Consider the following 21,430-nt stretch of genomic DNA (forward strand, 5'->3'; position numbering starts at 1 on the left):
TAGAGCCCGGAGTCACTCCGCACTGAGCGTGCTCACCGAACTCGGGACAGCTCACGCTCCCCCGCGTTCACTTCCCTGAACAGCCGCACATAGCGGGCCGTAAGCGCCGGCCACGCGTACCGTTGGACGGCGGTCTGACGGCCCGTCGCACCGAGGCGGTCTGCCAGGCGGCCGTCGCCCAAGAGGGACACCAGGGCGTCGGCGAGGGCGGCTGGGTCGCCCGGCGGGACCAGGAGACCGTTGGTGCCGGGGTCGATCACATGGGGGATGCCACCGACATCCGAGCCGACCACCGGAGTGCCGCAGGCCATGGCCTCGATCAGGACCATGCCGAAGGACTCGGCCTCGCTCCTGGACGGAAGGACGACGACGGCGGCCTGTTGCAGGGCCCCCACCAGGTCGTCCCCTGTGAACTGGCCGGGGGTGTGCACGCGGTCGGCGATACCGAGCCGTTCAGCGTGAGCGCGGTGGTCGGGGACGGCGTCGCCGCTGCCCACCAGGGTGAGGGTGACGTCGTCGGGGAGTTGTGCGGCGGCGTCGAGGAGGACGTCGACGCCCTTCCAGGACGAGGTGCGGTCCATGCGGCCCAGGTACACCACTGTGCGGGGGCGCCGGGACGGCGGCAGGGGGCCGGGGGTGAAACGGTCGGTGTCCACACCGGGGGTGATCTGCAAGGCGCCGGGGCGGCGGGCGGCCAAGGAGACCGGGGAGACGGCGACCAGCGCCCGAGCCCGGGCGAACACCCGCGGCAGCACATGACGTTCGTAGCAGCGGATGACCCGATCGGCTGCGGCCTCGCCCTTCAGCATCGAGCCGGCGTGATAGGTGACCACGGCGGGCCTTCGACCGCGCAGAGCGACCGCGAGGTCGGGCAGGCCGGGAACCGGCGCATGGGTGTTGATCACGTCGACCTGCATCCGCCGCAGCCAGCCACGCAGTTGGAACGGCCACAGGGGGTTGAGCGGGGTGTTGGACAGGCGAGCCCAGGTGCCGAGCCGGACGACAGGCACGCCGTCCTCCACGGTGACGCCGGTGCGCCGGTCCGCCGGGTTGGTGGTGATCACCACGGACCGCAGCGCAGGGTCCCCGGCGATCGCGGTGGCGACCCGCTCGGCGTAGTTCTGCACACCGCCGATCTCGGGCGGGTAGTAGGGGGCGACGACCGCGACCGTGCGGGGCCTGCGGCCCTCGAGCACTCGGGCGAAAACCTCGGCGGTGCGGGTCGCCTGCCTCCCCCAGCCCAGCGTGTTGCGGACGTGGGCCAGCCCCGCCGCGGCGAGCCGGTCGGCGAGGGCGTCATCGGCGAGCACCCGAGTCAGTGCGGAGCGCAGTCCGGTGCGGTCCCCCGGCGCGACGAGCAGACCGTTGTCCTCATGCCGGACGAGGCTCGGGATGCCGCCGACGCGGGTGGTGACGACGGGGCGCCGGGCGGCCATCGCTTCCACCAGGACGCTGGGGAAGCTGTCGTAGGACGTGGGCAGGGCCAGGACCCGGGCGCGCCGATAGGCCGCGGCCAGGTCCGCCCCGTGCAACCGCCCGCTGAAGGTGACCGTGCCGCCGAGTCCGAGCCGGTCGACGGTGCTCCGGTAGCTGCCCGCCGCCGTGCCATCGCCGACGACCTCCAGCCGTACGGGACTCCCCTGCTTCCTCAACTCCGCGACGACGGCGAGAAGTTCGGAGAGGCCCTTGTAGGCGGTGTGCTGCTCCAGTGAGCCGACGAAAAGCACCCCGGGCTCGGCCGGCACTGGACCTGGTGTGAACAGGTCCAGATCCGCGCCGGGCTGGATCGTTGTCGCGCGGCCCGCGAAGAGGCGGGCGAGGTCGGCCACCACGTAATCGGACGAGCAGATGACCTCGCGGGCCCGTCGCGCGGTCCCGGCCAGCACGGTCCGTTCGTACGCGACCAGCACGGCGTCGGTCGTGGGCCTGCCCTTGCGCATGCGCCCGGTGTGGTAGGTCAGGACGAACGGCCGGCCGGTGTCCCCGGCGGCCCGGGCCGCGGCGTCCGCGAACAGCGGCACCGGTGCGTGCCCGTTGACCAGGTCCACGCCCTCCCGTTCGATGATCCGCCGCAGCTGCCGCCGCCAGCCCGCGCCGACGGGCGTGCGCGACAGAATCACAGGGGCCTCCAGTCGGTACACGACGCAACCGCCGGGCCCGTCCTCGGAGCGGCCCGGCCGACCGCCCATCGGCCCGCCCGTCGTCGTCGCGATGACGACCCGGTACCCGTGATGGGCGCCCAGTTCGCGGGCGAGGTGCCAGACGTACTGCTCCACCCCGCCGAGGGACGGCGGCAGGTACGGCGTCGCCAGCAGCACCGTCGGTGTGGTGGGCGCGTGCGCGGTCACCGGGCCACCGCCGTGCGCAGTACGCCGACGAAGTCCCCGGCCTGCGCGGTGTAGGCGGGCAGAACCGCCCGCAGTCGCTTGCTGTAGTCGTCGCCGGACAGCAGGAGCCGGTCGAGCAGGTCGGCGACGACCGCGCCCTGTGCGTCGGACATGCGCACCACCCACTCCTCCAGTCCGAGGTCCGCCATGATGCCGCGCGTCTTGTGGTCGTACTCGACAGCGGCGCACGGCACGCCCGACGTCAATCCGAAGATGACGGAGTGGAAGCGGGTGCCCAGGATGAAGTCGGCGGTGCCGTACAGGGCGTGCACGTCGTGGTGGTCGATTCCGGCGTCGTCCAGGACGTGCAGGGCCGGGTGCGGGCCCACGTGCGCGGCGATACGAGCGTTGACCGGCCTGTCGTCGTCGCCCTGGAAGGCGCAGGTGACCTGCGGGACGAGTACGACGTGACCGCCGTCGTCGAGAACCCGCCGCACGGCGCCCGCCATGGCCGCCTCGTAACGCTCCTGCTGACGGCCCGGCAGGTGCCGGCGCGCCGTGACCAGGACGAGCCGCGCATCCCCGGGCACGCCCAGCTCGGCCCGCCAAGGCCGCCGGGACCGGCTGTGGAAGGCGAAGGCGCTGTCCACGCCGCGTCGGACGGTCGGCTCGGTGACCCCGGCCTCGGCCAGCCGGGCCACGCTGATGTCCTCTCGGGCCACGGCCGCCACGGCCCGGCCCACCACCCGCCGGACCATCCACCGCTGCCGTCGGCGCGGGAACGGCCCGAACGACTGCGGCCCGAGCACCGTGGGGACCCCCGCTCGCTGGGCGAGCCACAGCGGCAGCAGGAGGAAGGCGATGTTGAGGTCGGAGGGGAGGTCGGGGCGGGCGTTGAGGTGACCTCCGCCCACGGACAGCACGAGATCGGCGCTCATGACCGCCCGGATCTCGGTTCGCATCTCCTGTGGCAGCAGCACGGCAAGACCGGAGGCCAGCCGCCCGCCACCCGGTAGCGCGGCGACCGCACCCAGGCCCAGGACCGCTACCTTGCGTGCGACCCTCGCCGCACGTCCCGCGGTCTCCTCACCGACGTAGCGGCGCACCGAGCCGATGTTGCGCACGCCCTCGAACTCCGGCCATGTGGCGGGGTCCTCGAACGCCGCCACGAGCACATGGGCACCGGGAAAAGCCTCCTGCACCTGCTGGACGGCCACGCTCAGCAGAGCCGCGTCGCCACGATTCCCCCGGTCGAAAGCGTCCACTATGACGACCTTCATTCCCCGACCACCTCTTCGTAATGCCGTTCCAGCCCGTCGAGGAACACCTCGACGGTATAGCGATGCGCCCGTGCCGCCGACGCCGCGCCCATGCGGGCGAGCGTCTCGCCGTCGCCGAGCAGGCGGTCCAGTACGGCGGCGAGCGCGGCCGCGTCCCCGGCGGGGAACAGTGCCCCGTTGTCGTCCCCGACCAGTTCGGGAAGGCCGCCGACTCGAGAGGCGACCAGGGGGCGTCCGGTGCGCAGGGCCTCCAGGGCGACGGTGGGGAAGTTCTCCGGCCACACCGACGGCACCGCCACAACGGACGCCCCCACCAGATGCCGGGCCACGGCGTCGGCCGCCTGCCAGCCCGTGAAGGTGACGCGGGGACCGGCGAGTGCCTCCAGTCGGGCTCGGTCGGGGCCGTCGCCGACGACGGTCAGCCGACCGCGGCCGAGCCGCGCGAACGCCTCCAGCAGCACGTCGACGCCCTTGACGCGGTCCAGCCGCCCGACATACAGCACATGGTCACGCTCGCGCAGCGGCTGTGCGACGACCGTGCCGGGGACCCCGTTGGGCAGCACGTGCACAGGGACGCGGGGGCCGACGTCGGGGCGAACGGCTGCGGCGAAGTACGCGCTGGGGGCCAGGACCCGGTCCAGGCGGCGCAGTCGTGGCAGGTACGCCGGACGCTGCACGTACCGCAGGTAGGCGTAGCGGGCGGTGTCGGCGGGCGAGAGCCGGCCGTCGGGGGCGCTGGGCAGGTTCCACCGCAGCAGGTCGCGGGTCCAGTCCTCCGGGCCGTGGACGGTGAGCACGCGCCGGGTGCGGGCGGTGGCGTCCAGGACGGCGGGGCTGAACTCGCCGATGGTGTGCAGATGGACACAGTCGGGCGCGAAGTCGCGTACGACGGCGCTCACCTGGCGGTGGGCGCGCTGGTAGAACAGCTTGCGGGCGAAACGGCGTGGCGCGGTGCCGGTAATGGCCGGCACGAGGTGGTCCGCGAACACCTCACGGTCCTCGGCGAGCAGGTCGGTGGCGACGACGTGGACGCGGTGGCCGCGCGCGCCGAGGCCGTCGGCGATGAGGCGGACGCTCTTCTCGGCGCCCCCCGCCTCGTGGCCGATGTTGACGATCTGAAGGATCTTCATGCGGTGCTCTGTTCCTTCCCGGTGCGCCGGTGCCGTCCGGTGTGCAGTGCGCGCCTGCGGGTCAGCAGAGCGACACCCGCCGCGGCTCCGGAGGCGAGGTTGCCGACGCCCCAGGCGACTCCGGCCCACGGCAGGCCCTCGTGCAGCCGGGTCAGGGCGACCGCGAGGACGACGGCGACGAGGACCACGTTGGACACGACCATGGCGACGAGTTGCCGGGTCAGTTTCAGCAGGAAGCTGACCCAGGTGTTGAAGGCGACGGCGAGGGAGCCGAGCGTGAAGACCGTCAGCGCGGTGGTGCCGTGGGCCTCGTACGCGGATCCGAAGACGTGCAGGACGGGCCGGGCCAGGACGGTCACCAGTGCCACGGCGGGGACGGTGACCAGGGCGATGGCCTTGCCCGAGCGGACGGCGACCGGGCCCAGGGCGACGCCGTGCTGGGAGCCCTCGGCGAACAGAGCCTCGCCGATGGCGTAGGAGGCCGAGTTGACCAGGTTGGCGATCTGGAAGGCGACGAAGTAGGTGGCGGCGGGGACCGGCCCGAGGGTCTGGAGGACGACGATCGGCAGCACGATCTGCGGGATCAGGTTGAGGCTGCCGGACAGGTAGTTGCCGAGCGAGTAGCCGAGGGTGGCGCGGAAGGTGCGCCAGGAGAACCTCGGCCGGACCTTCAGGCGCAGGCTGCGGCGGATGGCGAGCACACTGGCCGCGGCGGCGACCGTGGAGGCAACGGAGCTGGCGGCGAAGATCCCGAAGGGGCCCGCGGAGACGAACAGCACCGGCAGGGCGAGCTTGACCAGACTCATCAGCACGCCGTTGACGGCCAGGTTGACGCGGGACGCGCGAAAGGCGACGAAGACGGAGTCGGTGAGCAGGTTGACGGCCGCGCCGGCGGCGAGCACGACGAAGCCTGCCGCGTACCAGAACGAGGCGTGCAGGAAGCCGAGTTCGGGCGCCACCCACGGCACCAGCAGCACGAAACCGCCGGAGATGGCGCAGGAGCATACGACGACGGTGCTGAGCGCGGTGCTGACCTCTTCCACCCGCCGGTCGCTGGTCGGCAGGTGCCGGACCAGGGTCGAGCTGAGCCCGAACAGGCTGAAGTACGACAACAGGGACAGGCTCGACAGCAGCGACGAGGCGCGGCCCACGTCGGCGGCCGGGTAGAGACGGGCGACCAGGATCCAGAAGACGAATCCGGCACCCGCGCCCAGCGCGGTCGTGGCCATGAGGAAGAGGGAGTTGGCGATCAGTGGGTCGCGCACCATGGCCCGGGCGCGGGCGAGGCGGGCCACGACCTGCTGGGGCGGGGCAGGGCGGGCGGTCAGACTCATACGGGCTCTCCTGCCGGGCGGTCGAGCCGGGCCTGCGCCCGGGCGAGCAGCAGGGTCACCGCCGTCACGGCGAACGTCCACGACGCAGTCTGCCCCTCCCGGGGCACGTCGGCGAAGTGGGTGAGCGGGCGGGCGAGAGTCTCGGGGTGGGTGAGGGAGTTGACGCACAGGTACGCCCACATGAGCAGGCCGTAGACCGTGCCGGTGCGCAGCAGTGCCGCCCGAAGGCCACGCCGGGGGCCGGTCCGCAGCCACCAGCGTCCGGTGGTCGTGTGCAGCAGCGTCGCCGACAGCGCGGACAGCGCGAAGCAGGCGGCGCCGAACGTGTCGCGCCGCACCGGCACCAGCGAGCTGATCGGCACGGTCAGATCGGACGGCCGTACGGCGGCGACGGCGGCGACGTACAGCCAGCCCAGCAGCCCGTGGACGAGCGCGGTCTCCAGCGCCGCCCGGCTCACCCGCCGCACGCCGCCGCCTCCCGGGTCGGCGATCCGTCGGCGCCCATGTAGTGGGCGCGGAGCCGGACGGTGTGCTCCGGCCAGGCGAAGCCCTCCGTGGCACAGGTACGGGAGTAGCGGCCCATGGCAGCGCGCAGCTCCTCGTCCCCGGTCAGCTCCGACAGGGCGGAACGCAGCGCGGGCACCTCCCGGGGCAGCAGCCGGACCCGGGTGCGGTCCAGGCCGTAAGGAGCGTATCCGGGGTCGTCGGTGGTGACGACGGGCAGGCCGGAGGCCATCGCCTCCTGGACGGTGAGCGGGAATCCCTCGGCGGCGGACGGCAGCGCGAAGACATCCGCCGCGCGATACAGCTCGGCCAGCTGTTCCGGCGGCAGGGCGCCGAGGTGGTGTACGCCGGGCCGGTCGCTGGTGGAGACGCTGCCGTCGCCGGCGAAGACCAGGTCGTAGGCGGGGTCGGCGGCGGCCAACAGCAGGTCGTAGCCCTTCTTGGGCACCAGCCGGCCGACGAACAGCACCAGGACACGGTCCTGGGGCAGGCCGAAGCGCAAGCGGGCGGCCCGGCGTTCCTGGTCCGAGGCGGGCGGCCGGAACGTGTCGGTGTCGACTCCGTTGGCGAGGAGACGAACGGTCGAGGGGCGTGCGCCGTGGTCGGTGACGAATTCGGCGACTCGGTCGTTGACGACCAGCACCCGCCGCGCCCGCCGCAGCAGGCCCCGTCCGGCCAGCCGGTACACGCCGCGCTGCACGGCGCGCACGACGCGGGAAGGGTGTTCGACCACCGCGACATGCTGGGTGAGCACATGAGGAGTGCGGGTCAGCCCCGCCGCCAGGCCCGCCGCCCACGAGGTCACGTACAGGCAGTCGTGCACGTGGACGACGTCGGCCCAGCCGGCCCAGCGCACGGCGGTCGGCCACACCCGCGGCGACAGCAGAGGGAACGGCACGCCGGCCCGCGTCTCCAGGAGGTTCCAGGCGGCGATGCGCACCACCCGCACCCCGTCGTCGTCCTCGGTGACGGTCCTGGCACCGCTGGTCAGCACCGTCACCTCGACGCCGGCCCGGCGCAGGTGACCGGCCTCGTTGCGGACGACGTTCTCGATGCCGCCGATGTGCGGCGGATAGTAGTGGCTGACGAGCAGCACGCGCTTCATCGGTAGATCTCCGCTCCCCCGTTGCTGTACAGCTTGTTCTTGGTGACGTCCAGCAGCCCGATCGGGTAGCGGTACGTCACCAGGTCCCCGCGGTAGAACGTGGTGGCCTGGTCCTTGGTCACCGTGGTCGTGCCGAGGAAGACATAGGTGCGCGAGCCCACCAGCACCGGGAAGATGTCGTTCTGCGCGCGGCCCCGGATCAGCGACTGGAGACGGCTGAAGGTGTAGCGGTCGGTCTGCACCTCGGACTGGACGTCGGCCCGCTGTGCCTCGGTGGCGCGGGACTGCACCCAGCGGATGGCGGTGCGCTCCTCGGGGTGGACGTAGTAGATGTCGTAGTACTGCCCGGAGTCGGCCAGGTGCAGTTGCGCCGGGTAGCCGCCCAGCACCTCGGGTACGACCCCGGTCAGGTCCAGCAGCAGGCCGAGAGCCAGTACGCAGGCAGCCGGAACCGCCCATCGACGCGCCCAGCGGAACAGCCACAGCGAGGCGCCGGCGACGAACGGCGCGAAGAAGAACAGACCCTGCTGGAAGGCGCGCAGCACCCCGTAGTCGACGGAGAGCTGGGGCAGCGCCGTCAGCAGGGCGATGACGCCGAGCATGCCCAGGGACAGCGTGATCTGGTCGCGGCTCGGCCGGAAGCCGGGCCGGGCACGCAGGCGTCCGGTGCGCCGGGGCCACAGGACCAGGGCGAGACCGACCAGCAGCAGTACCTGGAGCAGGGCGGCGGCGCAGGCGCGCAGCAGACCGTTGGCCGCCGCCACGTCGACGCCGGCGGCCCGCAGGGCACGTCCGACAGCGGTCAGGGGAAGCCTCGCCTGCTCGGAGACGACGGGGACGGCATACCGGTCGATGGTCTTCAGAGGCAGGTAGACGCCCTGCTCCCGACCGCTCTCGGTCTGCCGCACGACGTCGGCCCGGTAGTCGACGAGCCGCTGCTCGGCACTGACCGACGCGCCGCTGAACAGGCTGTAGGACACGTCCGAGGACGCGGTGTCGGTACGCTGTCCGGTCAGCTCCCGCGCGGTCAGCGACAGGGTGCTGTGCAGCTGCCCGGTCGTATGCGTGACGGGTCCTGACCACACCAACGCCGCCGCGGCGGTGGCGGCCACCATCCACCACGTCAGGAATCCGCGCCCGGCCGGCCGCCGACGGCGCAGTCGGGCGAGGAGCCGCCAGGCCAGATCGGCGGCGAGCGCCAGGGCCAGGACGGCGACCAGGACGTAGGTGGTGGAGTAGTGCGACAGCACGATGCCGACCACCAGCACCGTGAAGAGGGCACGACGTCGCGCGAACGGCCGGGCGGTGTCGGTGACCACGACCGTCGCGCAGCCCATGAGGAAGAACGCGACCTCCTGCCGGCCCAGGAAGGTCATGTCCGTGAAGAAGGTCGGGAACATCATCAGGTACACCGCGGACAGCAGCGCGACGATCTGCGGCGCCGTGTTCCGCACGGACCGGTACACCAGTACGGGTGTCAGCGCGAACAGCAGCGGCAGCAGCACCTTGAAGACGTAGGTGCCCTCTACGCCGGTCAGCCTGGTGAGCGCGGCCGGCAGCAGGGTGATGCTCAGGCAGGCGTTGTACGGGTCGCGGAAGGTGCCGATGTTCCAGCGCCCGGCGTCGGCGGCCAGCCGGAAGACCTCGTACTCGCGCTGGATGTCGTGCCCGGTGATGTACCAGCCGCGCAGACTGGTCAGCAGCAGGATTCCGGCGGCCGCGCACCACAGGCCCAGCTCCAGAACGCCGACCGTGTACCGGCCTCGCCGCGCGATGAGCAGCGCCAGCAGCGCGGTGACCACGACCAGCGCGGTGACGGCGACGCCGCCACCCAGGCCGTTGTTGAGGCGGACGGGGCCGGCGACGCACAGCGCCAGGACGAGCGCGCCCAGGCCGCCGACAGGGGCCAGCCCCACCGGTCGGGAGACCGGCGGGCGGGCGCCGCGCAGGGGTGCCCCGGGCAGCAGTGAGCGCCATCCGACGGAGGCGCGCCACGCCGACACCCCTGCGAGCGTCACCACGTACAGCGCCGCCGCCAGGGCCAGCGGCACCCGTTCCAAGGGCCGGTCCTCGCCGAGAACGGGCAGCAGCGTGTTGAGCGCCAGCAGGAGCGCAAGGGCTCCGACGACGCTCAGACCCAGTCCGACGAGCACGCGTCCGTCCCGGGTCGACAGCGCCCGCTCGGTGAGCGCGGTGAACAGCAGGGTGGGTGCTCCCAGCAGCAGCCACAGCCCCGCAGGGACCAGCAACACGACCGGGGTGCCCGGCACGCATTCCAGCAGGGCCGCCACCAAGGCCGTGGTGACGGACCAGGAGCGTATGTTCACGACAGCACCTCGGTGTAGATGTCCTCGACCTGGCGGACGACCGCGTCCCACCGGTGGCGCCGGGCGGCCTCTGCGCTGCGCCGCCCGAGGTCCGCCCGGAGCCCGAGGTCGGCGGCGATCGCGTCGATGGCCTCGGCGAGCCGGGCCGGGTCGGGCTCTGCCAACAGGCCGACGCCGTCGAGGAGTTCGATGGTGCCGGGAACGCGCGTGGCGATCACCGGCAGGGCGGCGGCCATGGCCTCCAGGGCGACGAGCGGCATCCCCTCCTTGTCGGACGGCAGCACGAACGCCTCGGCATCGGCATAGGCACGCACCAGGTCCGCGCCCAGGGCCGGCCCGTCGAAGCGGACGTTCTTCAGACCCAACCGGTCGGCTTGGGCCGTGAGTTCGGCACGGTCCTCACCGTCGCCCACGATGCGCAGCCGCACCGGCCGCGTCACCAGGGCCATGGACTCCAGCAGCCGGTCGACGCGCTTCTGGGAGCTGAGCCGGCCGACGTAGAGCAATTCGAGGGTGCCTTCGGCGGGCTCGCGTACGGGCATGAAGTACTGGGCGCCGACCCCGTTGGGAACGACGAATATGCGCTCGGCGGGCACCCGGTAGGTGGCAGTGACGAAGTCGGCCTGGGCCGGGGTGAGCACCAGCACGGCGGCGGCGGCGCGCAGCACCCGCCCGAAGACGTGCCGCTTGTAGGCGGGCAGCAACCAGCCCAGCCGACCGGAGGCGTCGACGTCCAGGTGGAAGTGGAGCACGAACCGCTGTCCGCGCAGCCGGGCCAGCAGGGCGACCATCTCCGGCAGCAGTGCGTGCGCGGAGTGCAGGTGCAGCACCGAACGGCGCGGGCTGCGCAGCAGAGTCCGGGCCATGCCGGGAGCGATCGGCGTGTGGGCGACCTCGAGCGACCGATGGCGTACGACGCCGACCCCACCCTCCCGGCTCAGGCGCGGGGCGCCCTCGGAGCCGATGGTGGTCGTGATCACGCGCACGTCGTGCCGCTCGGCGAGGCCCGCGGCGAGGCTCTCCACGACCCGTTCGAGTCCACCCAGGTGAGGCGGGTAGTAGGGGGTGATCTGTAGCACCGTGCTCATGCGACACCTGCCCCGGTCAGCGCTCCGTTGGTGACATAGCGAACGTCCGACCGGCCGCCGATGTGGTCCAGCACCCGCTCGAGCCGGGCCCAGTCGCCTCGCGCCTCGACCTCCCAGCTGTGCCCCCACAGATGGTAGACACCGCCTCGCTCCAGGCACAGGTCGAACCAGTGGATCGCCAACTCGTCCCAGTGCAGGTACAACTGGGCCGCGCGGCCGGGTCTGCCGCCGGCGAGACGCAGGGCGAGCGGGACGTCGACCCGGTGGGCGTAGGCATTGACCGTCGTGGTCATCTCCAGCAGCGGACCCGTGGCCAGGGAACTGCGCCGCACGGTGCGGGCGAGGTGGAAGCCGGCATCGGCGACGTGCCGTATGTGCACCGGACGGTACTCGCCGCGCGGGTAGCAGAAGCTGACGACGGGGCTCCCGAGTATGCCCTCCAACTCGGCCTTCCCTGCGCTGATCTCCTCGCGAGCCGCTGCCTCTTCGATCAGCGGCAGCCTCAGGTGGCTGAGGGTGTGCCCGCCGATCTCGACGCCGTTGCGCGCGGCCAACTCCCGTATGCCTTCGGCGGGGAGCCGGTCGGCGGGAGCGAATTCGATATTGCGGGGCGCGATGTAGAACGTTCCCGGTATTCCGTACCGGGCCAGCAGATCCGCCAGGCGCGGGTCGAGCCGGTGTCCGTCGTCCCAGCTCGTGGTGACCACCATCTGGCGCTGCGTCACGAGGTGCCCTCCGGTGTGTCGTCCAGGGTGTAGTGAAGCGTCTGAGGCTGCCCCAGGAGGGCGACGTGCACCACGGTGCGCGCCGCCGCGCCGTGCCCCGCGCGGGGGTACGGCAGCCGGACTGTCGTCCGCAGCGGCACCTCGGGGCGCGAGGTGAGGCCGACTGTGCGGGAGGTCTCGGTACGGCCGGACGCCGTGGCCAGCCAGACGCGCAGCCGGTACGTCCGCGGGGCGGCTCCGTGCGCGACCACGGTGACCGGCACCACGGCCGTGCCGTGCACGACGTCCGGGGTGCCGTCGAAGTACAACTCCGTGTAGGTGCTGGGCAGGCGGGTGAACGAGGCGCGCAGCTCATGTCGCACCCACGGCACGGTGCACGCGACCGTCACCAGCACGAGCAGGGCAGCTATGGCAGCGACGGCGCGGTTCCGGCGCCCTCGCGCGGCACGCGTCCGCCGACGGCGGCGGTGCCCCGCGGGGGGCACCGCCGACCGCCGGACGGGCGCGTCGACCAGTCGGCTCATGCGATGGTCCCGAGTCCCTCCACGCCGGATGGCTGCGGGGGCAGGGAGACGGTCGGCACGACAAGGGATCTGCGGAAGCGGTGGTGGAACAACTGGCGCAGGTTGGCCATGCCGTCCGGCAGTGCGTTGAGCTTCACCTCGCCGCCCCGCTTCCGGTATTCGATCGGCACCTCCAGGGTGCGGTAACCGGCCAGCGTGGCGGCGTTCTTTATCTCCTGCGAGAAGGCCATACCGGTGGACCGCACGTCGATGCCCTGCCACACGTGACGCCGGAAGACCCACATGCCCGACTGCGAATCGCGCAGCCCGTTGCGGAACAGCATGCGGCTCACCCCGCTGAGGGCGCGGTTGGCGATGGTGTGCGAGCGCTTCATCGCCGCGGCGTTCTCCCGGCCCAGCCGGTTGGTGGTCATGAACTCGATGTCGTGCTCCTCCAGCGTCGCCAGCAGCTCCGGCAGTGCGTCGAACGGGTACGTGCGGTCCGCGTCTCCGGTGGCGATGACGTCGCCGGCCGCCGCGTGGAACCCCGCGTGGTACGCGTTCCCATAGCCCCGGGCCGGCTGATGCACCACTCGGGCGCCCAGCTCGCGTGCCACGTCGCCGGTGCCGTCGGTCGACGCGTTGTCGACCACGACGACCTCTGTGCTCCAGCCGGCTGCGGCGAGTTCGGCGACCGGGACGGTCTCCATCACCGCAGGCAGATTGGCCGCCTCGTTGAGTGCGGGTATGACAATGGACAACGCCTTCATGAAAGCCCCCCTAGGCATAGAAGAACGGAGTCTGCGGGCAGCCTGAATAAGCCCGTCGCCGCAGGACGGAATGCCGTTTCCGGGCAACCCGAAAATGGCGTCGTCGAGCGTGCGGACTCTGCCGCGCGGATATGGGTGCTCCCCAGCACCCGGAATGTCAGAAAGAATTCAGTGAAGCCGACCACATCGCCTGAATCGATGCGGACGCCGTCTCAGCCGAGCCGCGCTGAACGCGGGCCGGATGCCAGCGACTTGATGCCCCCCTCTCGGCGCTCCGGCATCCCCTCATCGCCGAAACGGAAGGTGACCATATCAATGTGCAGAGGGAAGGGAAGATGTGTGACCAAGATGTGAATACGGTGCCCGGTGGCCGGTTACGTCGTGCCGCAGGCACCCGCCCCCGTCGAACGCCCCACGGGCGCAACCGGAACGAACACACCCCGCCTGTCGGCACGCGTCACGTTGTCGCAGGTCGGGTTCCAATTCCCAAGGTGACATCAGAACCCGCCACCACTCGTGGTCCATACCAGTTCAGGGTGAGGTAGGCCATGGCAACCCCGACGACGGACGCGTCGGATCGGCTCCGCCGATTACTTGAATTTTACATAGCTCTGGCCAGGGATTACGCCCAGCGCAACCGGTGATGTCACGTCAGCTTGATGGGAACGTCACCTTCCAACCGCCGCGCGAGCCACGCTTCTTACGGTTGCGGTAGCGCAGGCCTTCTCCGGCCGGGTGCGCGGCCGGCCCAGGCCGAGGCGGGGCGCCCGGATGGCTTCCAGGACTGCGGGTAGTCGTGCCGCTGAATCTCAGGCGCCGCGACGCACCCGGGCCGACTTGCGGGCCTCCGCGAGCTTGCGGGCCTCGGCGCTCTTCCGGGACGACCTGCTGCCGGAGCCGCCCTTCGTGTCCTTGGTGCTGCCCAGTCCGCGGAAGGGGGCGTTGTGGTTCTTGGGGCGCGGTGCGGCCGGGCCGCCGTCGAGAGGAATTCCGGAGGGGGCCCTGGCGCCGGTGATCCGGCTCAGTTCCGCCTCGCCGGACCGCACTTTCGTGACCTTGGGATCGACGGCGGCGTCCGCCATGACCTGGCTCGTCTCTCGGCGCTGTCCCGACAGGACGAGTGTCACGACGGTGCCGGAGCGGCCTGCACGGGCCGTGCGGCCGGCGCGGTGCAGATATTCCTTCGGGTCGGTGGCCGGGTCGACGTTGACCACGAGGTCGAGGTCGTCGACGTGCAGGCCGCGTGCGGCGACGTTCGTCGCCACCAGCGCGGTGACCTGCCCGTCCTTGAACTGCGCCAGGGTCCGGGTGCGCTGCGGCTGGGCCTTCCCGCTGTGCAGGGCTGCGGCGGCCACGCCGCTGGCCCGCAGGTGCCGCGTGAGCTGGTCGACGCCGTGCTTGGTGTCCAGGAACAGCAGGACGCGGCCGTCCCGAGCGGCGATCTCCGTGGCCACGGCGTACCGGTCCGGGCCGTGCACGACGAAGACGTGGTGCTCGATCGCGGCGACCGCGCTGGACGAAGGGTCCACGGAGTGGACGGCGGGGTCGTGCAGGTAGCGCTGCACCAGCTGGTCGACGTCGCGGTCGAGGGTGGCGGAGAACAGCATCCGCTGCCCGTCGGGACGCACCTGGTCCAGGATCTCGGTGACCTGCGGCAGGAACCCCATGTCACACATCTGGTCGGCCTCGTCCAGGACCGTGATGCGCACCCGTCCCAGCCGGCAGCCCTTGCTCCCGACGAGGTCGTGCAGCCGACCGGGCGTGGCGACGACGATCTCGGCGCCGTCCCGCAGCGCGGCGGCCTGCCGTCCGATGGACACACCGCCCACCACGGTCGCAAGCCGCAGCCGCAGCGCCTCGGCGTACGGGGTGAGCGCCGCACCGACCTGCTGCGCCAGTTCCCTGGTGGGCACCAGAACGAGCGCCAGCGGCTCTTTCGGCTGCGCCCGCCGCCCGGCCGTCCGGGCGAGCATCCCCAGGCCGAAGGCGAGCGTCTTGCCGGATCCTGTGCGGCCCCGGCCCAGGACGTCGCGTCCCGCGAGCGCGTTCGGCAGCGCCGCCGCCTGGATGGGGAAGGGCACGGTCACACCGTGTTCGTCGAGCGCCCGCAGAATCTCGGCCGGCAATCCCAGCTCCGCGAAGGACACCGCCGTACGCGCTGCCGGAGTGGCGCTCGTCACCTCGGACACATCGTTCTGGTGCCGGGCATCGGCGCGTGCTGATTCGCTCACAGAGAGCCTTCCTCCGAAGGGACCGTACCGGGGAAGGCGCGGCAGGGACGCGGCCACCAGCCAGAGTGACTCCGAACGGAGCACCGGCACAGCGACGCCGCAAACGGGCAACGCTAGCACAGGGCACGCCGCTCGGGCCTCCCGCGATCACACCGCAGGCCAATACACGCAGACCACGGCCTTACGTCGAGGATGCGCCGCTGCATCCGGCGGCTTCCCATGCGCGCACTGAAGGCCCGGTTCGCCATCGCGTCGATGGGCCAGAACACGGTGTTGCCCAGGACGCGCCCTCTCACTCGGTCCGCGCGGGCGGTGGCCGCGCCCAGACCGACGGGACCGCCCCAGTCGTGTCCCATCAGGACGAAGCCGTCGAGTCGCAGGTGGTCGATCAGCTCGCCGAGGACCGGGGTGTACTCGGCGACGGTGTAGCCGAAGCCGGCGGGGCGTTCGGACAGTCCGAAACCCAGGTGGTCGACGGCGACACACCGGTACCGGTCGCGCAGCTTCTGCACGATGTGGCGGTGGACGAAGCTCCACGCCGGAGCACCGTGGCAGAACAGGATCGTTGGCCCGGTCCCCTCGTCGACGTAGTGCACCCGGCCGGCGGACGAGTCGAACCAACGCGACTCGAAAGGGTACAGACTGCGGTCCGGAACGAAGTCGATCAGCATAGGACCCCCTCCGCCGCCAGGTTGCCGGTGGTGCCCCGCTCCCCCCTCGCGGTCTCGGGACCCAAGGGCTCCCAACTCGCCTGCACAGCAAGGGCATTGCCGCCGGACGCCAAGGACATCCTGCCCATGTGGATCGCCCGTGGACGCCATGCCGCGCCTTGCTCCTCGCCGCAGTCACCTGTCAAAATGGTGATGTGAATCTTGACCATGTCTTCGTGTGCGGGCACCCGGCGCTCGACTTCGCGGCGACGCTGCGCGCCCGGCGGTCGGCCCGGTTCGAGATGTTCGCGACGCCGGACCGGCTCGCCGCCTGGTACCTGGAGTCCGGGCTCGTGGACGCGATCACGCCCGCCGGGGAGGACGACGTCCGGGAGGCGGTCGCGGTGCGCGAGGCGGTCTACCGGCTCGTCACCGACCGCCGCCTCGGCGAGGACTTCGACCGGCAGGCGCTCGCGGTGCTCAACGCCGCCGCGCGCCAGGCCCCGGCGACGCCGCAGCTCACCATGGCGGGCCGGCACACCGACGCGACCCCCGGGCAGGCACTGGCCACCGTGGCCCGGCAGGCCGTCGAACTGCTCAGCGGGCCGGACGTCCCGCTGCTCAAGGAGTGCGGCAACCCCGAGTGCACGCGGGTCTACATCGATCGCTCCCGGGGCATGCGCCGGCAGTGGTGCGGCATGGAGTCCTGCGGCAACAAGATCAAGGCGGCGGCCTACCGGGCGCGGAAGCGGACGACGTCCGTCGCCGCCGGAAGCTGATCCGGCGGCGTGGGGCGCGCCCGTCCGACGGGCGTGGTGTCCGGACACCTCGGGGAGCGTCTACAGCCCCAGGTCGAGGGCGAGGCAGGAGTAGTACGTCCATGAGCCCTCGGGGGCGTACGAGGCGTCGGCGCCGGTCTGAGCGGTCTTCACCTCTTCGACCATGTCCTCGAAGCGGACGCGGTCGGGGAGCGCGCCGTACCGTGCGCGCCGGGTTGCCGCCGCGGCGGCGTCCGTCGCGAGTTCCTTGTTCATGTCCCGTACTCCGTTCCTCGTTCGACGGTCGTCAGACGGTGACGGTCTTGTACTCGGTGTAGGTGCCGAGGCCCACCGCGCCGTACTCACGGCCGATCCCACTGGCCTTGAAGCCGCCGAACGGGCCGTCGAAGGCGACGGTAGCGCCGTTGACCGTGACGGTGCCGGTGCGGATGCGCCGGGCGACCTCCAGGGCGTGCTGTTCGTCGGAGGACCAGACCCCGCCGGACAGGCCGTACGGGGAGTCGTTGGCGATGCGTACGGCCTCGTCCTCGTCGTCGTAGGCGATGACGACCAGGACCGGGCCGAAGATCTCCTCCTGTGCGATACGCATCGAGTTGTCGACGTCGGCGAAGACGGTGGGGGTGACGTAGTTGCCCCTTTCCAGGCCCTCGGGGATCCGGGGGCCGCCCGTGACCAGTCGGGCGCCCTCCTCGATGCCGAGCTGGATGTAGGCGAGCACCCGCTGCTGCTGGTCGGGGCGGACCATCGGGCCGATGAAGGTGCCGGGGTCGCTCGGATCACCCACCTTCAAGGACTCGACCAGCTCCTTCAGGGCCGTGACGACCTCCTGGTACCGGCCGCGTGGCGCGAGGATCCTGGTCTGCGCGATGCACGACTCGCCGTTGTTGAGCAGGGAGCCGTACTTCAGGCCCGCGACGGCCTCGCCGATGTCGGCGTCCGGCAGGATGACGGCGGCGGACTTGCCGCCCAGCTCCAGGCTGACCCGCTTGAGCTGCTCGCCCGCGATGGAGGCGATACGGCGGCCGGCCCGCGTCGAGCCGGTGAAGGCGATCTTGTCGACATCCGGGTGCGACACCAGGTACTCGCTGGTCGACCGGTCCGCGGGCAGGACGCTGACGACCCCCTCCGGCAGGCCCGTGCGCTCCAGCAGCTCGGCCAGGAAGCCCATGCTCAGCGAGTTCTCCGGGGACACCTTCAGCACCACCGAGTTGCCGGCGGCCAGAGCCGGGATGATCTTCGAAGTGGCGGAGGAGAACGGCGAGTTCCACGGGATCACGGCCGCCACGACGCCGATCGCCTCCCGGCGCACCACACTGCGAACCGGTGACGCCGGATCCGAGGGCTCCAGGGTCTCCTCCCAGGCGAAGTCCTCCGCCGCCTTGAGGTAGGCGTTCGCCTGCCGGGTCAGGCCGGGCTGCCCGGCACGGGTGAACCAGAGCGCCGAGCCGTTCTCCCGCGAGACCAGACGCGCGGCCTTCTCCGCGTTCTCCTCGCGCAGCGCGTTGAACCGGCGCAGGATGCCGATCCGCTGTGCCGGCGGGGTGGTGCGCCACAGGCCCGTGTCGAACGAGGCCCGTGCCGCCGCCACCGCCAGGTCCACGTCGGCCGGCTGCGCCTGGGCGGCCCGGCCGATCAGCGACTGGTCGTGGGGTGAGGTGAGGGCGAGGAGCGCCGGGTCGCTCGGCTCCGTCCAGGAGCCCCCGATGAACAGCCGGTCGTACACCATCACGCGTTGGTCTCCTTCGGTCGGTCGGCGCACCGTCACAGGCGGTCGGCGTCGACGACGGCCTGGGCGAAGGCGGTCGGTGCCTCCTGCGGCAGGTTGTGGCCGATGTCCGCGAGGGTGCGGTGCTCGTAGGGGCCCGTGAAGTGGTCGCGGTACGAGGAGCCGGCACCGGCGGGGGTGAAGGGGTCGAGGGCCGCGTCGAGGGTGATGGTGGGGACGTGGACGGGCGGCCGGGTGGCGAGCTGCGCCTCGTAGCGGCTGTAGCGGCGGTCCCCTTCGACCAGGCCGATGCGCCAGCGGTAGTTGAACAGGACGATGGCCGCGTAGTCGGGATTCTCGAAGGCCTGGGCGGTGCGCCGGAAGGTGGCGTCGTCGAAGCCCCAGCCGGGCGAGACGAGGGTCCACACATAGCGGCACAGGGCGATGCGTTCGTCGACGTTCTCCAGCGCCTTCTTGCCGCGTTCGGTGGCGAAGTACCACTGGTACCACCAGTTGTGCTCGACGGCCGCGGCGGCGGGCACCTGCTGCGCCCGGCGGTCGGTGATGAGGTAACCGCCGGTCGAGACAAGGGCCTTGACACGTTCCGGCCACAGCGCCGCGATGATGTCGGCGGTACGCGAGCCCCAGTCGAACCCGGCGAGCACCGCCTTGTCGATCTCGAGGGCGTCCATCAGCGCGACGATGTCGAGCGCGATGGCGGACTGCTCGGCGGTGCGGGGGGTGTGGCGGGACAGGAAACGCGTGCTGCCGTGGCCGCGCAGGTAGGGAACGATGACGCGGTACCCGAGGCCGGCGAGGAGCGGGGCGACGTCGACGTAGCTGTGGATGTCGTAGGGCCAGCCGTGCAGGCACAGGACGACCGGACCGTGGGCGGGCCCCGCCTCGGCGTAACCGATGTCGAGGACACCCGCCTTGACGTGCTTCAGCGTCTGGAACGCGGTGTGGGTGCCGGAGGTGACGGCAGGCACGGTGCGGGCGGCTGCTCCGGCCGGTGCGTGTGAAGCCGCTGCGGACGCACTGGATTGCAGGCCGGTCAGCGAGACCGCGGCCGCACCGGTGCCCCAGCCGACGGTCTTGGTGAACGTACGCCTGTTGATCATGACAAGCCCCTCCGTCACGTGATTCCGATGACCGGCCCGCGGCCGGGTGGCCCGGCCCTGCGTGAAGGCGGGGACACCCGGCCTGGCACACCACGACCTTCGCACCCGAGTGCGTCACCTGTCAAACCGGTGACGACCTCATCTGTACTGAGGCGCAAGGGAGTTGCCCAAGGAGCGACGAAGGCACTGCCTCGCCGACGGCACCACGCGCCCGCACAGCCCGCACCGCCGAACGCTTCATAAAACGTGATCCGAGTCATGATCAGATTCTTGATGGCCACGTCATCCTGGTCGGCATGAATATCCATCGACCCTCTCCATTGGAGCCCGACCGGGCGACGATGGTCGATATGGCGAACATGGTGACGCAACAGGTCGCCACGTTCCTCTCGACGGCGCACCTCCGGCCGGCGCACGACAGGACCGTTCCCGATGCCGGGGAAAAACTGACGGACTCCTTCCTGGCACGTCCCCCGGAGAACAGCACGCCCCTGGAAGCGCTCTTGGACCGGCTCGGCACGGCCGCAGAAAGCGCCATCGAAACCGCCGGACCGCGATTGATGGCGGCGTTGCCCGGCGGCGGAATATATTCGTCCGCTCTTGCCGAGTTCTTCACCAGGGCGCTGAACCGCTACGGCACCCTGGCCGCGGCGGCACCCGCCCTGACCGCCCTCGAGGAGAGTGTCCTGCGCTGGATGGCGCAGGACGTGTGCGGGCTTCCGCAGGGCAGCTCCGGCGTCCTCACCACCGGCGGCTCCATGGCCAACCTCTCCGCCCTCGTGACCGCTCGCCATGACCGGCTGGGAGAGGACATCGGGCGGGGCACCCTCTACGTCAGCGAGCAGGCGCACTACTCCGTGGCGAAGGCCGCGCGGATCGCCGGCATCCGGCAGCAGAACGTTCGCGTGATACCGGTCACCGGGAACCTGACGATGGACCTCCGTGCGGCCGCGGAACGCATACGCACCGATCGCGAGGCAGGACTGCGGCCCTTCCTGCTGGTCGCGACAGCGGGAACCACGGACACCGGGGCCATCGATCCACTGGCGGACGCCGGCGCCCTGGCCGAGCGCGAGGGTCTCTGGTTCCACGTGGACGCGGCCTACGGGGGCTTCTTCCGGCTCACCGCACGCGGCCGCGAGCGCACGGCGGGCCTCGAATCGGCGGACTCCGTGACCCTGGATCCCCACAAGGCCCTGTTCCTGCCGTTCGGCACCGGCGCGCTCGTCGTGCGGGAGCCGGCCCTTCTGCACGCCGCGCACGAAGGCTCGGCCACCGCCCTCCAGGACGTCGGCGAGTCCGACGTCCTGCCCGACTACGCCCAGCGGGGCATCGAACTGAGCCGGGAGAACCGGGGGGTGAGGGTGTGGCTCCCGCTGCACCTCCACGGACTCTCCGCCTTCCGTGACGCACTCGACGAGAAGCTCGACCTCGCGGACCACATCCACGGCACGCTGAGCACCCTCCCCCGTCTCGACGTCCCCTGGCGGCCCGAGTTGACCACCGTCGCCTTCGCGGTACGGCCCGAGGGTCCGGGGGCGACGGCACAGCGCACCGCCGACGCCGCGACCCGGCGGCTTCTGGAGAGGATCAACTCCGAGGGCGGTGCGGTGGTGCACGGCACGACCGTCGCGGAACGGCAGCTGATCCGCCTCTGCGTGCTCGCACATCGCACGCACAAAGAACATGTGGACGACGTACTCCGTGTGATCACCGCCGCGGCCACCGACCTGTGAGCACACAGAAAGCTGGGCAACTCATGGCAACTCGGTATGCGATATTCGATGCGGCCGATCAGTCCTTCGGGGAATTCGTCTGTCACCGCTGGAGAACCGCGGCACGTGCGCTTTC

The 21,430-nt window shown here is 71.5% G+C and carries 18 protein-coding genes; 2 read left to right on the top strand and 16 right to left on the bottom strand.

Features of this window, described 5'->3' with window-relative positions:
* Positions 1-32 precede the first annotated feature (32 nt).
* From ACZ5CZ_RS19260 to ACZ5CZ_RS19320, 13 genes are all read right to left on the bottom strand, one after another.
* A complete protein-coding gene (locus ACZ5CZ_RS19260) occupies positions 33-2,348 on the bottom strand; it encodes a glycosyltransferase family 4 protein (RefSeq protein ID WP_468944251.1) in 2,316 nt (771 codons plus the stop codon).
* Complete coding sequence (locus tag ACZ5CZ_RS19265; protein WP_468944253.1) at positions 2,345-3,607, bottom strand: polysaccharide pyruvyl transferase family protein; 1,263 nt, start codon at positions 3,605-3,607, stop codon at positions 2,345-2,347. The genes ACZ5CZ_RS19260 and ACZ5CZ_RS19265 overlap by 4 nt, the downstream gene beginning before the upstream one ends.
* Complete coding sequence (locus tag ACZ5CZ_RS19270) at positions 3,604-4,737, bottom strand: glycosyltransferase family 4 protein (protein WP_468944255.1); 1,134 nt, start codon at positions 4,735-4,737, stop codon at positions 3,604-3,606. Before ACZ5CZ_RS19270 ends, ACZ5CZ_RS19265 begins: the two co-directional genes overlap by 4 nt.
* On the bottom strand, positions 4,734-6,071 hold the full coding sequence (locus ACZ5CZ_RS19275) for a lipopolysaccharide biosynthesis protein (protein ID WP_468944257.1): 1,338 nt from the start codon (positions 6,069-6,071) through the stop codon (positions 4,734-4,736). The genes ACZ5CZ_RS19270 and ACZ5CZ_RS19275 overlap by 4 nt, the downstream gene beginning before the upstream one ends.
* Complete coding sequence (locus ACZ5CZ_RS19280) at positions 6,068-6,538, bottom strand: hypothetical protein (protein WP_385842265.1); 471 nt, start codon at positions 6,536-6,538, stop codon at positions 6,068-6,070. The genes ACZ5CZ_RS19275 and ACZ5CZ_RS19280 overlap by 4 nt, the downstream gene beginning before the upstream one ends.
* Positions 6,526-7,680 carry a glycosyltransferase family 4 protein gene (locus ACZ5CZ_RS19285; protein WP_468944259.1) on the bottom strand — a complete coding sequence of 385 codons (1,155 nt, stop codon included), beginning with the start codon at positions 7,678-7,680 and terminating at the stop codon, positions 6,526-6,528. The genes ACZ5CZ_RS19280 and ACZ5CZ_RS19285 overlap by 13 nt, the downstream gene beginning before the upstream one ends.
* Positions 7,677-10,007 carry a hypothetical protein gene (locus ACZ5CZ_RS19290; protein ID WP_468944262.1) on the bottom strand — a complete coding sequence of 777 codons (2,331 nt, stop codon included), beginning with the start codon at positions 10,005-10,007 and terminating at the stop codon, positions 7,677-7,679. The genes ACZ5CZ_RS19285 and ACZ5CZ_RS19290 overlap by 4 nt, the downstream gene beginning before the upstream one ends.
* The gene (locus ACZ5CZ_RS19295; protein ID WP_468944264.1) at positions 10,004-11,095 is read right to left on the bottom strand and encodes a glycosyltransferase family 4 protein; all 1,092 of its coding nucleotides are present in this window, start codon (positions 11,093-11,095) and stop codon (positions 10,004-10,006) included. The genes ACZ5CZ_RS19290 and ACZ5CZ_RS19295 overlap by 4 nt, the downstream gene beginning before the upstream one ends.
* Entirely contained in the window at positions 11,092-11,820 is a 729-nt protein-coding gene (locus ACZ5CZ_RS19300) for a polysaccharide deacetylase family protein (protein ID WP_468944267.1), read from the bottom strand. Before ACZ5CZ_RS19300 ends, ACZ5CZ_RS19295 begins: the two co-directional genes overlap by 4 nt.
* The gene (locus ACZ5CZ_RS19305; RefSeq protein WP_468944269.1) at positions 11,817-12,182 is read right to left on the bottom strand and encodes a hypothetical protein; all 366 of its coding nucleotides are present in this window, start codon (positions 12,180-12,182) and stop codon (positions 11,817-11,819) included. The genes ACZ5CZ_RS19300 and ACZ5CZ_RS19305 overlap by 4 nt, the downstream gene beginning before the upstream one ends.
* Before the next feature lie 158 nt (positions 12,183-12,340).
* Positions 12,341-13,084 (bottom strand): glycosyltransferase family 2 protein, encoded by a 744-nt coding sequence (locus tag ACZ5CZ_RS19310; RefSeq protein WP_468944271.1) that lies wholly within the window; start codon positions 13,082-13,084, stop codon positions 12,341-12,343.
* Positions 13,085-13,902: 818 nt separating this feature from the next.
* Positions 13,903-15,324: a DEAD/DEAH box helicase gene (locus tag ACZ5CZ_RS19315; protein WP_468944274.1), complete on the bottom strand. Its 1,422-nt coding sequence runs from the start codon at positions 15,322-15,324 to the stop codon at positions 13,903-13,905.
* Positions 15,325-15,437: 113 nt separating this feature from the next.
* Positions 15,438-15,995, bottom strand: a complete 558-nt coding sequence (locus ACZ5CZ_RS19320) for an alpha/beta fold hydrolase (protein ID WP_468944277.1) — start codon at positions 15,993-15,995, stop codon at positions 15,438-15,440.
* A gap of 194 nt (positions 15,996-16,189) precedes the next feature.
* Here ACZ5CZ_RS19320 and ACZ5CZ_RS19325 point away from each other — a divergent pair, with 194 nt between their 5' ends.
* Positions 16,190-16,753, top strand: a complete 564-nt coding sequence (locus ACZ5CZ_RS19325; protein ID WP_450786850.1) for a CGNR zinc finger domain-containing protein — start codon at positions 16,190-16,192, stop codon at positions 16,751-16,753.
* Between the two features lie 60 nt (positions 16,754-16,813).
* On the opposite strand, the gene ACZ5CZ_RS19330 is transcribed toward ACZ5CZ_RS19325, so the two are convergent.
* Genes ACZ5CZ_RS19330 through ACZ5CZ_RS19340 form a run of 3 tightly spaced genes read right to left on the bottom strand, consistent with a single transcriptional unit; the run spans position 16,814 to position 19,579 of the window.
* Positions 16,814-17,008, bottom strand: coding sequence for a hypothetical protein (locus ACZ5CZ_RS19330; RefSeq protein WP_468944281.1), 195 nt, complete (start codon positions 17,006-17,008; stop codon positions 16,814-16,816).
* A gap of 31 nt (positions 17,009-17,039) precedes the next feature.
* Positions 17,040-18,482, bottom strand: a complete 1,443-nt coding sequence (locus ACZ5CZ_RS19335) for an aldehyde dehydrogenase (RefSeq protein WP_450786854.1) — start codon at positions 18,480-18,482, stop codon at positions 17,040-17,042.
* Positions 18,483-18,514: 32 nt separating this feature from the next.
* Positions 18,515-19,579, bottom strand: coding sequence for an alpha/beta fold hydrolase (locus tag ACZ5CZ_RS19340; RefSeq protein ID WP_450786856.1), 1,065 nt, complete (start codon positions 19,577-19,579; stop codon positions 18,515-18,517).
* A 359-nt stretch (positions 19,580-19,938) separates the two neighbouring features.
* On the opposite strand from ACZ5CZ_RS19340, the gene ACZ5CZ_RS19345 reads away from it, so the two are divergent.
* Entirely contained in the window at positions 19,939-21,315 is a 1,377-nt protein-coding gene (locus ACZ5CZ_RS19345; RefSeq protein ID WP_468944646.1) for a pyridoxal phosphate-dependent decarboxylase family protein, read from the top strand.
* The last annotated feature ends 115 nt before the right edge of the window (positions 21,316-21,430 follow it).

This window comes from Streptomyces sp. NPDC031418, from assembly GCF_055581605.1.

Excerpts from the sequence above, each read along its gene's own strand:
- ACZ5CZ_RS19295 (WP_468944264.1), bottom strand. The coding sequence starts at position 11,095 with ATGAGCACGGTGCTACAGATCACCCCCTACTACCCGCCTCACCTGGGT.
- ACZ5CZ_RS19265 (WP_468944253.1), bottom strand. The coding sequence starts at position 3,607 with ATGAAGGTCGTCATAGTGGACGCTTTCGACCGGGGGAATCGTGGCGAC.
- ACZ5CZ_RS19275 (WP_468944257.1), bottom strand. The coding sequence starts at position 6,071 with ATGAGTCTGACCGCCCGCCCTGCCCCGCCCCAGCAGGTCGTGGCCCGC.
- ACZ5CZ_RS19270 (WP_468944255.1), bottom strand. The coding sequence starts at position 4,737 with ATGAAGATCCTTCAGATCGTCAACATCGGCCACGAGGCGGGGGGCGCC.
- ACZ5CZ_RS19320 (WP_468944277.1), bottom strand. The coding sequence starts at position 15,995 with ATGCTGATCGACTTCGTTCCGGACCGCAGTCTGTACCCTTTCGAGTCG.
- ACZ5CZ_RS19340 (WP_450786856.1), bottom strand. The coding sequence starts at position 19,579 with ATGATCAACAGGCGTACGTTCACCAAGACCGTCGGCTGGGGCACCGGT.
- ACZ5CZ_RS19330 (WP_468944281.1), bottom strand. The coding sequence starts at position 17,008 with ATGAACAAGGAACTCGCGACGGACGCCGCCGCGGCGGCAACCCGGCGC.
- ACZ5CZ_RS19285 (WP_468944259.1), bottom strand. The coding sequence starts at position 7,680 with ATGAAGCGCGTGCTGCTCGTCAGCCACTACTATCCGCCGCACATCGGC.
- ACZ5CZ_RS19345 (WP_468944646.1), top strand. The coding sequence starts at position 19,939 with ATGGTGACGCAACAGGTCGCCACGTTCCTCTCGACGGCGCACCTCCGG.